Raw genomic sequence first — 16402 nt, forward strand, 5'->3', positions numbered from 1 at the left:
CGGGCCGGGCACCCGGCCGTCCATCCGGCACCGCCCGACACTAGGATCACTTCCCATGAGCGAGGGGCCGCAGGGCGGACACGGATGGGGCAGTGCGGCCGGGGGCGGCTCCGAACCCGACTGGGCGGCGCTCGCCGACCGGAACGAGCAGGACTCCCGCCGACGCAAGCAACGGCGGGTGGTCGGCGCCGTGGTGGGCGCCACCCTGGTCATCGGCGGGATCACCGCGACGGCGGTGAACTTCGCCGGCAAGGGCGCCGACAGGAAGGGCGGCACGGCCGCCACAGGCACCGCCACCCTGGCCGCACCGGGCCCGGCCTCGACGGCCGGTGACAACTCGTCGCGGGGCTTCACCGCCACCGACTCGGCATCCCCGTCCGCCTCCACCTCCAATGCCGCCTCCGAGTCGCCTTCGGCCTCGGCGACAGCATCAGCGACGGCATCGGGTTCGGCCGGAGTCCCCAAGCCCGGCGCGAGCAACTCGGCCTCCCGGCCCGCGTCGGCGCCCGCCACCCCCGCTCCGGGCCCGGTCGCGCCGTCCAGCAGCGCACCGCCCGACCCGCTGACGGTCATCTCCTCCGCCGCCACGGACACTGCATCGCTGGACCCGGCCGTCCTCTTCGCGGACCACACCCTCACAGTCGGCGGCCGCACCTGGACGCGGATCACCACGGTCACCACCACGCCGTGCTACAAGGCCACCACCGGCGGCCTCGGCGACACCCTCGCCGCCCAGAGCTGCCAGAGCATGCTGCGCGCGACGTACGCCTCCGGCAGCAGCGCCGTGACCGTCGCGGTCGGCGTCTTCGACCACCGCAGCCAGGCGGACGCCGCCCAGGCCGTCTACAAGGGTCAGGCCCAGGGCCTGGTCACCCCCGGCTCGACCTCCTTCTGCACCAGCCCGAGCTGCGCCAACACCCATGGCGCCATCGGCCGTTACACCTACTACACGGTCTCCGGCACGCTCAAGCCCGGCGGCACCACCGCCGACCCCGTCGCCACCGCCGCAGGCCCCACCTTCAGCAGCTACGCCCACGACCGCCTGCTCGCACGCGGTCGGTAGCGACCGAGGCGCGTCCGGCTCGCGTCCACCGTCGTCCGTGGCCCGGTGGCGTCGGTGACGGTCCCGGTCATCGAGCCGGTCCCGCCGGGGTCGGGCGGCACAGTACGGCGAACGCCGCGAAGGCCAGCACCGCGCAGCTGAGCACCACCACGCCCAGCAGCACCGCCGACGGCTCCCCGCCCGCGCTGCTGAGCGGGGCGACGACGGCGCCGCACAGGAAGGTGCCGAGCCCGATCAGGCCGGAGGCGGAGCCCGCCGCGTGGGGGGCCATGGTGAGGGCGGCGCCGGAGGAGTTGGGGAGGATGACTCCCATCGAGGCCATCAGCAGGAAGAGCGCGGGCCAGACGCCCGCCAGGCCGGTGTCCCAGACGGCGGTGCAGAGCACCAGGGCGAGCCCGGCGGCGCCCGCGCAGCCCAGGCCGACGAGCATCAGCCGGTGCCCGTCGAAGCGTTGGACCAGCACTCTCCCGTTGAGCTGGGTGAAGCCGACCACGGCAAGGGAGTTGGTGGCGAACAGCAGGCTGAAGGTCTGCGGGGAGATCCCGTAGACGCTCTGCAGCGCCACCGAGGAGCCGCCCACGTACGCGAACAGCGCGCCGAACGCGAAGGTGCTGGTGAGCAAATAGCCGAGGAAGGCCCGGTCGCCCAGCAGGCCGCCGATCGCCCGGACGGTGCTGCCCAGCCCCTGGGCGTGGCGGCGGGACGGCGGGAGGGATTCGGGGAGGGCGAACAGCGCGCCGACGGTGAGCAGCGCCCCGAGCAGGGCCAGCACGCCGAAGGTGCCGCGCCAGGAGGTGAACCGCAGCAACTGGGCGCCGACCACGGGGGCGAGGATCGGCGCGAGGCCCGATATCACGCCGAGGGTGGCGAGGAAGCGGATCATCGCCGGGCCCGCGTAACGGTCGCGGGCGACGGCCCGGCCGATCACCAGCCCGGCGGCTCCGGCCAGCCCCTGGAGGGCCCGCCCTGCCACCAGGACGGGCACCGACGGCGCGACGGCGCAGAGCACGGTGGCCAGGGCGTAGACGGCCAGGCCCAGGACGAGCGGGCGGCGGCGGCCGATCCGGTCGCTGAGCGGGCCGAAGACCAGCTGGCCGAGGCCCATTCCGATCAGCGAGGAGGTGAGGGTGAGTTGGACGGCGGGCGCGGTGGAGCCCAGGTCGTGGGTGAGCGCGGGCAACGCCGGCAGGTAGAGGTCGGTGGTGAGCGGCCCGAGCGCGACCAGGCCGCCGAGCAGGACGACGGTGGCGCGGCTCGGGGCGGCTTCGGGCGGTGCCTCGGTGGCGGCCGGCTGGTCGCCGACGGCGGGGACTGGCATGCGGGGGTGGCTCCTCGGAGGTCGGTCTGCGGGTGGGCCCGGCGGGTCGCGGTCAGCCCTTGCCCATGTCGTGCAGCGGCAGGCCACCGCCGGCCAGGACGGTCCGGGTGAAGCCCCCGGCCAGATCGGTCAGCCGCTTGGTCGCGTCGGCGCCGAGATGGGCGTACGGGGCGAGGCCGAGGCGGTCGGTCTCGGCCTCCAGCTCGCGGCGCAACTCCATCCCGACGGCAGTCAGTTCGCCGTCCTCGTCGAGCAGGCCGCGTTCGCGCAGGCGGCCCTGGGCAGCGGCCCAGTCCTGCACCGTCCAGCCCCGGGTGGCCCGGAGGAAGTGCGGCTTCCAGGCCGTGCCGGTGGCGGTGTGGCTGACGAGTGCCTCGATGCCGTCCAACCCGGCCTGGCCGAGGGCGATCAGGTGGCCGTCGCCCCGGTGCTCGCGCAGCACGGTCGCCGCGTGCCAGAGCTTCAGGTGTGCGGGCCCGGGTACCGGCAGGTCGGCGTTGGCGGCGGCGAGCGGGCGGCCAGGTCTGCCGCAGGCCTCGGCGGCGGCCAGGGCGAGCGTGGCGGCCTCGGCCATCTCGCGGGAGGCGAGCGCCTCGGGGCCGAGCAGGCGGCGCAGGCAGGCGTCGGCGATCCGCAGCCGGGCCTCCAGCACCGCCGCCGGTGAGGTGCGCTGCCAGGCGACGGGCAGCTTCGCCCCGACCAGGCTCGGCCGGAAGGAGTAGAACAGCGCGGTGACGGCCCCGGCACTGACGGCCCCGAGCGGCGCCGAGCGCCCCGCCAGGTAGGCCATCGGGCCGGGCTCCAGGCCGAGGCCGGCGTACTGCTCGTCGTGTTCGGGCGCGAAGTAGTAGGCGGCGTGCACGGGGTGGAAGGCGTTGTAGCAGCGGCGGGTGGCGAGCAGTGTCGGCGTCGTCATGGCTGCCTACGCTACGGGGCGACGGTAGGCGGAGGGGCCGTGGGGAGGGCTTCGGGCACCGGGAGTTCCGACACATCCCCGTCGTGTCTGTCAGGTCGGGCCCGATCTGTTCCTCGGCACCGTCCCTGACCGTAGGTTGAACCACGGACCGAGAACCCCACGGACCAAGAACTCCATCGGCAGGACGCCACACGGACCTACGACGCCACGGACCCGAGACGGGGGTTTCCGAGCGCAGGTGAGCGACCCCGCTGCCCGATCGGGCGGCGGGCTTCGGCCTGCCGTGAACGCAATTCGCGCCGTCGGCCGGGAGTCGGGGAGTCCCCTCCCGTCCGCCGCCTTGCGGACACCGAATTCCGAAATCAGTGCCACCAGATGAGGAGTGACTCGTGCATGCCTTCGCGGGGCAGCCTTTGCCGCTGTCCGTCGCCCAGCAGGAAGTCTGGATCGCGCACCAACTCGACTCCAGCGGTGCCCTGCACAACTGCGGCGGCTACGTCGAGATCCGCGGGGCGCTCGACGGCCGGGCGCTGGCCGAGGCGGTGCAGCGGGCGGTCGACGAGTCCGAGACGCTGAGAGTGCGGTTCACCGCCGACGCCGACGGCGTGGCCACCCAGATCCCGGGCCCCACGGCCGCACCGCTGGAGACGGTGGACTTCACCGGGCAGGCCGATCCGGCTGCCGAAGCGCAGAGTTGGATGCGCGCGCGGCTCGCCGTGCCGGTCGAGCTGACCACCGGGCCGCTGTTCGGCCACGCGCTGCTGCGGCTCGCACCCGAGCACTCCCTCTTCTGGTTCCAGTACCACCACATCGTGCTGGACGGCTTCGGCCAGGTGCTCTACTGGCGGCGGCTCGCCGAGATCTACTCCGCGCTGGCTCAGGGCGCCCCGGTGCCCGCACGCACCCCGGGCACGCTGGCCGAACTGCTGACCGAGGAGGCCGAGTACCGGGGCTCCGACCAGTACGAGGCAGACCGCGCGCACTGGCTCTCGGTGGTCTCGGGGGTGCCGGAGCGGATCAGCCTGGCCGACCCGCAGCTGCGCGACGGATCGCCGGAGCGGCTCCAACTCTCCTCCCGCGTCGACCAGATGGGGAGGATCGCGGCCGAGCACCGCACCCACTGGTCCGCCGTGGTGCTGGCCGCGACGGCCGCCTACCTGCACCGGGTTACCCAGCAGGAGACGGTCGTCATCGGCCTCCCCGTCCGGGCCCGGACCACCCGCGCCTCGCTGACCACACCGGCGATGCTCGCCAACGTCCTGCCGCTGCGGCTGGAGGTCGACCCGTCCGCCGGGCTCGACGAGCTGATCCCGCAGGTCTCGGCGAAGGTCAGCGAGCTGCTCAGCCACCAGCGCTACCGGGGCGAGGAGCTGCAGCGCGAGCTGCGCCGCTCCGAGGGCGCGGGCGAGGCCGCCGGGGTCGTCGTCAACGTCGTCTCCTTCGACGGCCGGATCGTCTTCGGCGGGCACCAGGGCGCCGTGCACCAGCTCTCCTCTGGGCCCGTCCGCGATCTCGCGCTCGAGTTCTTCGGCGGCACCGACGGATCGGAGCTGCGGCTCTCCTTCGACGCGACCGCCGCGCGGCACGATCCGGCGGCGCTCGACGCCCACCAGGGCCGCTTCACCGCCTTCCTGGAGGCGATCGCCGAGCCGGGTGCGACCGGCCTGCCGATCGGCGAACTCGACCTGCTCAGCCCGGCCGAGCGGGGCCGGCTCACCGCCGAGGCCACCGCGCAGGCCCGCGACTACGACCTCAGCCACTGTCTGCACGAACTGGTCGAGGCCCAGGCCCTGCACACCCCGGACGCGGTCGCCGCCTCGGTCGAGGGCTACGGCCTGACCTACCGCCAACTGATCGAACAGGCCAACCGGCTGGCGGCCTATCTGCGCGAGCGCGGTGTCGGCCGCGGCGACGTGGTCGGCGTGCACGGCGAGCGCTCGCTGGAGCTGGTGATCGAGCTGCTGGCCGTCCAGCTGGCGGGCGCCGCCTACCTGCCGCTCGACCCCGAACTGCCCACCGCCCGGCTGGCGTTCCAGATCGAGGACGCCGGAGTCCGGACGGTGCTGACCCGCACCGACCTGGCCGGGCGGCTGGCCGGCACGGGCGCCGCGCTGATCTCGGTCGACACCACGCTGCCCGAGCTGCCGCCCGCCGAGCGGGTCCGCGCCGGGGCGGTCCCCGAGGACGCGGCGTACGTCATCTACACCTCCGGCTCGACCGGCCTGCCCAAGGGCGTCGCCGTGCCGCACCGGGGCGTGGTCAACCGCCTGCTGTGGATGCAGGAGGAGTACCGGCTCACCGCCGAGGACAGGGTGCTGCAGAAGACCCCGTTCACCTTCGACGTGTCGGTGTGGGAGTTCTTCTGGCCGCTGCTCACCGGCGCCTCCCTGCACCTGGCCGCGCCGGGCGCCCAGCGTGACCCGCGTGCGCTCGCCGAGACAATCCGCAAGCACGCCGTCACCACCGCGCACTTCGTGCCCTCGATGCTCGACCTCTTCCTCGCCGAACCGTCTGCCGCCGAACTACCCACCCTCAAGCGGGTGTTCTGCAGCGGCGAGGCCCTGCGCCCGGAGACCGTCGGCCGGTTCTTCCGGCAGCACGACGGCATCGAGCTGCACAACCTCTACGGGCCGACCGAGGCCTCCGTCGACGTCACCTACTGGCCGTGCAGCCCCGCCGACGCCCAGGGCCCGGTGCCGATCGGCCGCGCCGTCGCCAACACCGGCCTGTACGTGCTCGACCGGGCCGGCCACCCCGTGCCGGACGGCCTGCCCGGCGAGCTCCACATCGGCGGCACCCAGGTCGCGCTCGGCTACCTCAACCGGCCGGAGCTCACCGCCGAGCGGTTCGTCCCGAACCACTTCGGGCCGGGCCTGCTCTACCGCACCGGCGACCTCGCCGTGCGGCGGCCCGACGGCGTGCTGCTCTACCACGGGCGACTCGACCACCAGGTGAAGGTGCACGGCTTCCGGATCGAGCCCGGCGAGATCGAATCCGCCCTGCTGGCCCACCCCGAGATCACTCAGGCGGTCGTCACCGCACCCCACGGGCCGGACGGCCAGCCGCAGTTGGTTGCGTACGTGGTGCCGAAGGCCCCGGCCGACCTGGCGGAGCGGCTGCGCGCGCAACTGCCCGCGTACATGGTGCCCGGACACGTCGTCGCCCTGGCGGCGCTGCCGCTGCTGCCCAACGGCAAACTCGACCGCAAGGCCCTGCCCGCCCCGCAGGCCACCCGCCCGGCCACCGGCGCCCGGCCCACGACCGCCGCCGAGACACTGCTGCACACCGCCTGGTGCGCCGTGCTGGAGCTGCCCGAGGCCGGGGTCGACGACTCCTTCTTCGCGCTCGGCGGCGACTCGATGCACGCCATCCGGGTGCGCACCGAGACCGAGCGGCAGGGCTGGACCTTCGCCGTCTCCGAGCTCTTCCAGGGGCCGTCCATCCGGGAACTCGCCCGGGTCATCCGCCCCCTGGACGCGAGCGGTGCGACCGCCGCCAAGTCCCGGCCGTTCGAGCTGGTGCCCGCTGCCGACCTGGCCCAGCTGCCCGAGGGCCTGGACGACGCCTTCCCGCTCAGCGCCATGCAGACCGGCATGCTCTACCACGCCGCGATCACCGAGGAGTCCGCGGTCTACCGCGTGGTGACCAGCGTCCGGGTCGCGACCGCCCTCGACCTGACGGCCCTTCAGGACGCCCTCGACGACACCGCCCGCCGCCACCCGCTGCTGCGCTGCTCCTTCGACCTGACCAGCTACTCCACGCCGCTCCAACTGGTCCACCGCGACGTCCGGGTGCCGCTGGAGACCGCGGACGACCTCGGCGCCCTCGGCGAGGCCGAGCAGCTCACCGAGCTGACCGCCTGGGTCGAGCGCGCGAAGTACACCACCTTCGACCCCGAGGTGGCGCCGCTGCTGCGCTTCGTCGTGCACCCCGCCGGGCCGCAGGTCTTCCACCTCTCGGTGATCGAGCACCACGTCGTGCTCGACGGGTGGAGCGACATGCGGATGCTGGAGGAGGTCGTCGACCACTACCGGGCCCGGCTCGCCGGTGGCCCGCTCGGCCTCCCCGAAGTCCCCTCCACCTACCGGGACTTCGTCGCCGCCGAGCTGCGGGCCGTGGCGGACGAGAGCTCCCGCGCCTACTGGCACGACCTGCTGCGCGGCGCCGAACCGACCGAACTGCCCACCCGCGCCGCCGACGGGCCCGCTGCCAACCGCCGGTACGACGTGCCGCTGCCGGTGGAGCTGGCCGGCACCCTGCGCACCCTCGCGCAGCGCGCGGGCCTGCCGCTCAAGTCACTGCTCACCACCGCCCACCTGGCCGTGCTACGGCTGGTCGGCGGCAGCGACGAAGTGCTCACCGGCGTGGTCGCCAACGCGCGGCTGGAGGAGGCGGGCGGCGACGAGACCATCGGCGTCTTCCTCAACACCCTGCCGCTGCGCGCCGATCTGGCCGGGGCGACCCTGCTGGACACCGCCCGGCTGGCCTTCGAGCACGAGCGCGACTCGGCCCCGCACCGCCGCTACCCGTTCGCCCAGATGCAGCACGACCTGGGCGCGGAGCTGCGGTTGGACTCCTACGTCAACTTCATGGACTTCCACCGCGACCGGCACCGCGCGGCGGACACCCTGATGACGGTGACCGTCGGCATCGCGGAGACCAACTACCCGCTCGCGGTGAACTTCCTGATCGACCCCGAGCAGGGCACCCTCCAGCTCTGGCTGGACTGCGATCTCGCCGTCCTGCCCGAGGAGTTCTGCACCCGGCTGGCCGGCTACTACGAGCGTGCGCTCGCCGCCGTGGCCGAGCACCCCGAGACCCCGATCGCCGCCGTCGAGCTGCTCGGCCCCGACGAGCGGGCCCGGCTCGCGCACTGGAACGACACCGCGCGGCCGTACGACCGGGCCGCCACCGTGCACGGGCTGATCGAGCGCCAGGCACTGGCAACCCCGGCCGCCACCGCCGTCGCCCACCGCCACCAGGAGCTCGACTACCGGGAGTTGGACGCCCGAGCCAACCAGCTCGCGCACCGCCTGGCCGCCACCGGGGTCGGCCGGGGCGATCTGGTCGGCGTCAGCCTCCGGCGCGGCGCCGAGCTGGTGGTGGCCCTGCTCGCCGTCCTCAAGACCGGTGCGGCGTACGTACCGATGGACCCGTCCTTCCCGCGCGGACGGCTGGAGAACATCGCCGCCGACGCCGCGATCAGCTGCCTGGTACGCGGACCGGGCGCCCCCGAGGGCATCACCGCGCCCGTCGTCGTCGACCTGGCCGTCGAGGCCGAGGCGATCGCCACCCTGCCCGGGAGCCCGCTCGGCATCGAGGTGACCGGCGAGGACACCGCGTACGTCATCTACACCTCGGGCTCCACCGGGAAGCCCAAGGGCACCGCCCTGCGGCACCGCAACGCCGTCAACTTCTTCGCCGGGATGGACGACCGGATCGGCTGCGGTCCGGCGGACGTGGTGCTCGCGGTGACCAGCGTGTCCTTCGACATCTCCGTCCTGGAGCTGCTCTGGCCGCTCACCCACGGGGCGAAGGTCGTGGTGGCCGGCGAGCGGATCATCAACAACCTCGTCCCGCAGGAGGGTTCGGCCGACAAGGCGGTCGGCTTCAGTCTGTTCTTCTTCGCCGCCTCCGCCGGGTCGAACCGGGCCGGGTACCAGCTCGTGCTGGACGCCACCCGGTACGCCGACCAGCACGGGTTCGAGGCGGTCTGGACCCCGGAGCGGCACTTCAACCAGTTCGGCGGCCTCTACCCGAACCCCTCGGTGATGTCCGCCGCCCTGGCAGCCGTCACCGAGCGGATCGCGATCCGCTGCGGCAGCGTGGTCTCGCCGCTGCACGACGCGGTGCGGATCGCCGAGGAGTGGTCGCTCGTCGACAACCTCTCGAACGGCCGGGTCGGGCTCGCCTTCGCGGCGGGCTGGAACTCCAACGACTTCGTGCTGCGCCCGGAGAACTTCGCCGGACGCAAGGAGCTGATGACCGAACAGCTCGCGGAGTTCCGCAAGTTGTGGCGGGGCGAGCCCGTCCAGCGGGTCGGCGGCAGCGGCGAGATGGTGGACGTCCGGATCTTCCCCTCGCCGGTGCAGGCCGAGCCGCCGATCTGGCTCACCTCCGTCGGCACCGTGCAGACCTTCGAGAAGGCCGGGGCGACGGGCGTCAACCTGCTCACCCACCTGCTCGGGCAGGACCCGGTGGAGCTGGCCGAGAAGATCGCCGCCTACCGCCGGGCCCGCGCCGAGGCCGGGCACCAGGGGCCCGGCCACGTCACCGCCATGGTGCACACCTTCATGTCGGACGACACCGAGCAGGCCCGCGCCCGCGCCCGCGACCCCTTCCGCGACTACCTGCGCAGCTCCACCGAACTCTGGCGCACGCTCTTCGCCACCACCGGGCAGGAGTTCCCGGAGATGGGCGCGGAGGAGTACCTGGACGCGGTGGTCGACATGGCCATCGACCGGTACTTCGAATCCTCCGGCCTCTTCGGCTCCCCCGACACCTGCGCCGACCTCGTCCGGCAGCTCTCCCAGGCCGGGATCGACGAGATCGCCTGCCTGGTCGACTTCGGCGTCGCCCCGGAGGACGTCCTGGAGAGCCTCACCTGGGTCGACCGGCTGCGCGACGCACACGAGGTCGAGGCCGCCGAACACGGCCACTCCTTCGCCGAGTTGTGCAGCCGGCACGGCGTCACGCTGGTGCAGGGCACACCCTCGCTGCTGACCGCCGTGGCCGCCGAGCCCGAGGCGCTGCAGGCCCTGCGCGGGCTGCGCGCCCTGCTGATCGGCGGCGAGGCCTTCCCCTCCGGGCTGGCCCAGCGCCTGCTGGCGGGCCTGCCCGGGGTCGGCGTCTTCAACATGTACGGCCCGACCGAGACCACCATCTGGTCGACGGTGCACGCCCTGGAGGCCGGGCGCGACGCCGAGGCGGGGACCATCCCGATCGGCCGCCCGATCGCCAACACCGAGGTAAGGGTGGTGGATTCGCACGGCCGCCCGGTGCCCGTCGGGGTGTCCGGCGAGCTGTGGATCGGCGGCGACGGCGTCGCGGCCGGGTACCTCGGCCGCCCCGAACTGACCGCCGAACGCTTCGTCCCCGGCGTCCCCGGCCCCGGCGTCTTCTACCGCACCGGCGACCGGGTACGCCAACGCGCCGACGGGCTATTGGAGTTCCTCGGCCGGGTCGACCGCCAGGTCAAGATCCTCGGCCACCGGGTCGAGCCGGACGAGGTGGAGAGCGTGCTCTCCCGGCACGCCCAGCTCGACGCCGTCGCGGTGATCGCCGTCGAGGGCGCCCACGGCACCGAGCTGGTGGCCTACGTGTCGCCCGCCGAGTCACTGGGCGACTCCTCCGTGCAGGAGGCGCACGTACGCCGCTGGAGCGAGGTGTGGGAGGGCGCGTACACCACGCCGGAGGAGGAGCGCTCGGAGTTCGCGGGCTGGCTCTCCAGCTACACCGGCGAGCCGATCCCCGAGCCGCAGATGCGCGAGTGGCTCGGCCACACCGTCGACCGCGTGCGCGCCTTGCGGCCGACCGCCGTCGCGGACGTCGGCGTCGGCGTCGGCCTGGTGCTGCGCTCATTGGCCGAACAGGTCGGCGAATACCACGGCCTGGACATCTCCGCCGCGGCGCTGACCGCCGCCGCCGGGTGCCTGGGCCGCCCGCTGCCCGAGTACGTCCGGCTGGTGCAGTCCGGCCCGGAGTACCTCGCGACGCTGGAGCCGGGCCGGCTGGACACCGTCGTGATCAACTCGGTCGCGCAGTACTTCCCCGGCACCGACTACCTGCGGCAGGTGCTGCGGGACGCCGTGCGGGCGGTGCGCCCCGGCGGTGCGGTCTTCGTCGGTGACGTCCGCTCGGTCGAGATGCTGTCCGAGTTCCACACCGAGGTGCAGCTGCACCGGGCCTCCGCCCTGAACACCGTCGAGGAGATCAACTCGCTGATCGCCCGGCAGCTGGCGGACGAACGCGAACTCTGCCTCTCCCCCGCCTTCTTCCGCGCACTCGCCGCCGAGCTGCCCGAGATCGGCGCGGTGCGGCTGGAGTTGAAGCGCGGCCGGGCCGCCAACGAGCTCTCGCTCTTCCGGTACGACGTCACCCTGCTGATCGGGGAGCCCGCAGCCCCGGCCGCCGAGCGGCGGCTCGCCTGGGAGGCGCTGGAGGACGGCGTCGCGGGTCTGCGCAAGCTGCTGGCGGCGGAGCCCGGGAGCCTGACCGTCACGGGCCTGTCGAACGCCCGTCTGCTCCGCAACTCCGCTGCCGTCCGCGCCCTCGCCGAGTCCGAAGGCCGCACCACTGCTTGGGAGTTGGAGCGCCTGCTCTGGGAGGTCGACGAGAGCGCCGGGGTGCACCCGGAGGAGATGTACGAGCTGGCCGCCGAAGCCGAACGGCAGGTCTACGTCACCGTCGCACCGGACGGCCGCCTCGACACCTTCGACGTCGCCTTCGAGGCGTCCACCGACTCCGCCCACTCCGACACCGCCGACACCGCCGGGGACGCCGCATGAGCGCGACACGCCAACTCGCCAACGACCCGCTGACCTCCTCCTGGGCCGCCGGATTCCGCTCCACCCTGCGGGCCTACGCCCGCACCCACCTGCCCGAGGCCATGGTCCCGGCGCACTTCGTGGTGCTGCCCGAGCTGCCCAAGCTGCCCAACGGCAAGGTCGACCGGGGCAGTCTGCCCGCACTGACCGGGGACGAGAGCGGCGACACCGCCTACGTCGCCCCGCGCTCGACCGTGGAGACCCAACTCGCGCGGATCTGGCAGGACTTGCTCGGTCTGCCGAAGGTCGGGGTGGAGACCAGCTTCTTCGACCTGGGCGGTGACTCGCTCACCGTGCTGCAGATGGCCGCCCAGGTCCGCGAGGTCTACGACGTCCGGCTCGACCTGCGGCGGATGTTCGAGGACCCGACCGTCGCCCAACTCGCCCGGATGGTCAGCTCGCAGGCCGACCCGGCGGTCACCGGCGCGGGCAACCCGCGCGGCGTCAGCGCCGAGGAGATGACGGCCGACGCCGTCCTCCCCGACGACGTCCACCCGGAGGCCGGCGCCCTGCCGCCCGCCACCGGACCGTACCGCAGCGTGCTGCTCACCGGCGGCACCGGCTACACCGGCGCCTTCCTGCTGCGCGAACTGCTGGACCGCTCGACGGCGAAGGTCTCCGTGCTCGTCCGCGCCGACGACCCCGCGCAGGCGGGGCAGCGGGTGCTGGCCAACCTGGCGGAGTACGGTCTGCGACGCGACGGCGACGAGCTGCGGATCGCCGGCGTGCCGGGCGACACCGGGCGGCCGTACCTGGGCCTCTCCCGGGAGAGTTACCACGCGCTGGCCGCCGGGGTGGAGATGATCATCCACAACGCGGCGATCTCCAGCTGGATCGTGCCGTACCCGAAGATCAAGCCGGTCAACGTGTTCGGCGCGCTGGAGGTGCTGCGGCTGGCCTGCAAGCACCGCGTCAAGCCGGTGCACTTCATCTCCACCACCGGCGTCTACCCGGGCCACCTCGGCGTCCGGGTCTGGGCGGAGGAGACGCTCTCCGACCCCCAGGACGTGGTCGGCGGCTACCGGCAGTCCAAGTGGGTGGCCGACAGCCTGATGACGGCGGCCCGCGAGCGCGGCATCCCCACCCAGGTCTACCGGCCCGGGGCGATCACCGGCGCCCAGAGCACCGGGGCGTGCTCCACCGACACCTTCATCAACCACCTGATCAAGGGCTGCATCCAGCTCGGCGCCTACCTCGACTTCGACCTGGTGCTCGATCTCGTCCCCGTCGACTACTGCGCCGCGACCGTGGTGCACACCGCCCTCGCCGGCCCGCGCCCCGAGCCGGTGCTCAACCTGCCCGGCGCCCGGCCGGTGAGCATGAACGAGGTCTTCGACCTCATCGTCGGGTTCGGCTACCCGCTGCGCCGGCTGGAGTACCGCGCCTGGTACCAGGAGCTGAGTGCGGCGCTGGAGCGCGGCGACGAGAACGAGATGCGCTTCTACCTCCCGCTCTTCGGCAAGGACCAGCCGGCCGAGGAGGTCGGCTTCGCAGGCAGCAAGCCAGAGTTCCGCGCGGACAACCTCCGGGCGGCACTGGCCGGTTCGGGGATCGAGTGCGCCCCTGTCGACCGCACGCTGTTCGACCGCTACCTGCGGTACTTCGTCGAGACCGGGTTCCTCCCGGCCCCTCCCGGCGACGCCGACCGCCCCCAGAACTAGTCCTCAGAACCAGTGGAGAGCACCGCCATGAACGCGACCGTGACCCCCGAGTTCCCGATGCCCCGCACCCACCCGCTCGACCCGCCGCCGCAGTACCGCGAACTCGGCGCCGAACAGCCGGTGTTCCAGGTCCGCACGCCGCGCGGCGAGCTGGTCTGGGTGGTCACCCGGCACGAGGACGCCCGCGCGGTGCTGACCGACCTGCGGTTCAGCTCCGACCCGAAGACCCCCGGTTACCCGACCTACATCAACGGCGACACCCCGCTGCCGCCCGGCTTCTTCCTCAACCAGGACGCGCCCGACCACACCCGGCTGCGGCGGCTCGTCACCCGCGAGTTCCTGGTCAGCCAGATGGAGGCGCTCCGGCCCCGGATGAAGGTGATCCTCGACGGGCTGCTCGACGACATGCAGGCCAAGGGCCGATCCGGTGACCTGGTACGGCAGTTGGCCTTCCCGATGGCCGCGACCGTGATGTGCGAGCTGCTCAACGTGCCGTACGAGGACCACGGCATCTTCGTCACGCTCACCGACACCATCCTCGACCGCAGCAGCACGCCCGAGCAGGCCGAGACCGCTGCGCGCGAACTCATGGCGTACTTCGACAAGTTGGTCACCGAGCGGAAGCAGCACCCGACCGAGGACATGCTCGGCCGCCTGGTCACCCAGGAGGAGGCGGGTCGACTCGACCACGCCGAGTTCGTCGGGCTGGCCGCGCTGCTGCTGCTCTCCGGCTACGACACCATGGCCCAGATGATCGGCCTCGGCGCGGCCACCCTGCTGGACCACCGCGACCAGCTCGCCGACCTCCAGGCCGACCCCTCGCTCTACCCGCAGGCCGTCGAGGAGCTGCTGCGCTTCCTCTCCATCAACCACGCGGGCCTGCCCCGCGCGGCGACGGCCGACCTCACCGTCGGCGGACAGCAGATCAAGGCCGGGGACGGCGTGATCGTGATGCTCAACGCCGCCAACCGTGACGAGAGCGTCTTCGACGCGCCGGACTCGTTCGACATCCACCGCACCTCGCCGCAGTCGCACGTCGCCTTCGGCCACGGCTTCCACAAGTGCATCGGCCTCACCCTCGCCCGGGTGGAGCTGACCACGGTGTTCGCCGGACTGTTCGAGCGACTGCCGGAGCTGCGGCTCGAACGGGCGCTGGAGGAGCTGCCGTTCCGCCACGACATGGTGCTCTACGGGGTGCGCGAACTGCCGGTCGCCTGGTGAGCACGCCAAGCACTGCTAGTGCGGCACCCGCGCACGCAAGGCAGGTACCGCCGATCAATCCGACGAGGGACGAGGACGAGTGTGATGGTGGCTGAGACTGTTCATCTTCTGCCCGGCCAGGGCGGCTACCGCCCCGGCATCTTCGCGGGCGACAGCTCGCCGGAGGTCGCCGAGGTGCTGCGGATCGCCGACCAGGTGGCCGGCGAGTTCGGGCACGGCGGCGTCGCCGCCCACCTGACCAGCCCGGACGGACCGAGCGCGGCCGAGCTCGTCCGATCCGACTCCTTCGCGCTCCAGCTCGCCGTCTTCGCGGCCGGGGTCGGCAGCTTCCGGATCGCCACCCGGGAGCAGGCCGCCCAGCTCGTGGTCGGCCACAGCATGGGCGAGATCGCCGCCCTCACCGTCGCCGGCGCCTTCGAACTCGCCGACGGAGCCCGGCTGGTGTGCCACCGCTCACGAGCCCTCAGCACGCACTTCCCACTCCCCGGCGGCATGGTCGCCCTGGAGCTCACCGCCTCGCGCACCGCCCACCTGGTCGGCGCCGTGGACGCCCCCGGCCTGGCCGTAGCGGTCTCCAACGCCCCGCAGCAGACGGTGGTCTCCGGCACTGACGAGGCCGTCGCCAAGGTCGCCCGGCTGGCCGAAGCCCTGGGCGTGCAGGCAACCAGGCTCAATGCGCCCTTCCCGTTCCACAGCCCGCTGCTCGCGCTCGCCGCCGAGGCCTTCACCGCCGAGATCGGCGCGATCCGCCAGCGCCCGCTGCGGCTGGCCGTCTACTCCCCCGTCGCCGAGGCCTACCTCACCGACAGTGCCGACCTGAAGGCTCTGCTGGCCCGCCAACTCACCTCCCCTGTCCGCTTCCTGGCGGCCGTCCGGGAGCTGCACGCGGACGGCGCCCGGCACTTCGTCGAGTGCGGCAAGGCCGGGCTCGCCGGGCTCGTCCGCCGCAGCGTCCCGGACGTGACCGTCTCGGGCACCGTCGGCGCACCCGCCGCTGCAGCTGCCATCGCATCCGCCGCCACGCCCGCCGTCGCCCCGGTCACGGTCGCGGTCGCTGCCCCCGCCGCTGCGACTCCGGCCGCCGACAGCGGCTCTGTGCTGGAAGAGTTGCGCGAGCTGTATGCGACCACTCTCGGCTACCCCGTCGAAGCCATCACCGGCGACGCCGACCTCGAAGCCGACCTCGGCATCGACTCCCTCAAGCGCGCCGAAATGCTCGGCAAGGTCACCGCCCACTTCGGCCTCCTCGACCACGCCGACGACGTCCGCTTCATCGCCCAACCCACCCTCACCGAACTCGCCGAACTCATCACCAACACCCTCGCCGGCGGAGTCCAGGCCCCCGCCGTCGTCGCCGCCCCCGCTGCCGCAACTCCCGCCGCCGACAACGGTTCCGTCCTGGAGGAGCTGCGCGAGCTGTATGCCACCACCCTCGGCTACCCCGTCGAAGCCATCACCGGCGACGCCGACCTCGAAGCCGACCTCGGCATCGACTCCCTCAAGCGCGCCGAAATGCTCGGCAAGGTCACCGCCCACTTCGGCCTCCTCGACCACGCCGACGACGTCCGCTTCATCGCCCAACCCACCCTCACCGAACTCGCCGAACTCATCACCAACACGCTCGCCGAGGCCCGGTAGCAGCAGCGGCATCACCAGCCAACCGATCTCCGATCGACG

The 16402-nt window shown here is 73.1% G+C and carries 7 protein-coding genes; 5 read left to right on the forward strand and 2 right to left on the reverse strand.

Going from position 1 to position 16402, the window contains the following annotated elements; genetic code table 11:
* Positions 1-55: 55 nt before the first annotated feature.
* A complete protein-coding gene (locus tag ACR68M_RS05310; protein ID WP_441249241.1) occupies positions 56-1063 on the forward strand; it encodes a hypothetical protein in 1008 nt (335 codons plus the stop codon).
* 67 nt (positions 1064-1130) lie between these two features.
* Here ACR68M_RS05310 and ACR68M_RS05315 read toward each other — a convergent pair whose 3' ends face one another.
* Together ACR68M_RS05315 and ACR68M_RS05320 are read right to left on the reverse strand one after the other, a co-directional pair.
* Positions 1131-2381 carry a multidrug effflux MFS transporter gene (locus ACR68M_RS05315; RefSeq protein WP_441249242.1) on the reverse strand — a complete coding sequence of 417 codons (1251 nt, stop codon included), beginning with the start codon at positions 2379-2381 and terminating at the stop codon, positions 1131-1133.
* Positions 2382-2433: 52 nt separating this feature from the next.
* Complete coding sequence (locus ACR68M_RS05320) at positions 2434-3297, reverse strand: SCO6745 family protein (RefSeq protein ID WP_441249243.1); 864 nt, start codon at positions 3295-3297, stop codon at positions 2434-2436.
* A 389-nt stretch (positions 3298-3686) separates the two neighbouring features.
* Here ACR68M_RS05320 and ACR68M_RS05325 point away from each other — a divergent pair, with 389 nt between their 5' ends.
* The 4 genes from ACR68M_RS05325 to ACR68M_RS05340 all read left to right on the forward strand — a co-directional run bounded on the left by ACR68M_RS05325 (position 3687) and on the right by ACR68M_RS05340 (position 16363).
* Complete coding sequence (locus tag ACR68M_RS05325; protein WP_441249244.1) at positions 3687-11804, forward strand: amino acid adenylation domain-containing protein; 8118 nt, start codon at positions 3687-3689, stop codon at positions 11802-11804.
* Positions 11801-13504, forward strand: a complete 1704-nt coding sequence (locus ACR68M_RS05330) for a thioester reductase domain-containing protein (RefSeq protein WP_441249245.1) — start codon at positions 11801-11803, stop codon at positions 13502-13504. The genes ACR68M_RS05325 and ACR68M_RS05330 overlap by 4 nt, the downstream gene beginning before the upstream one ends.
* A gap of 27 nt (positions 13505-13531) precedes the next feature.
* Positions 13532-14725: a cytochrome P450 gene (locus ACR68M_RS05335; protein WP_441249246.1), complete on the forward strand. Its 1194-nt coding sequence runs from the start codon at positions 13532-13534 to the stop codon at positions 14723-14725.
* A gap of 84 nt (positions 14726-14809) precedes the next feature.
* Positions 14810-16363, forward strand: coding sequence for an acyltransferase domain-containing protein (locus tag ACR68M_RS05340; protein WP_441249247.1), 1554 nt, complete (start codon positions 14810-14812; stop codon positions 16361-16363).
* Positions 16364-16402 lie beyond the last annotated feature (39 nt).

Origin of the sequence: Kitasatospora sp. McL0602, from assembly GCF_052076145.1 — a bacterium.
Classification (GTDB): domain Bacteria; phylum Actinomycetota; class Actinomycetes; order Streptomycetales; family Streptomycetaceae; genus Kitasatospora.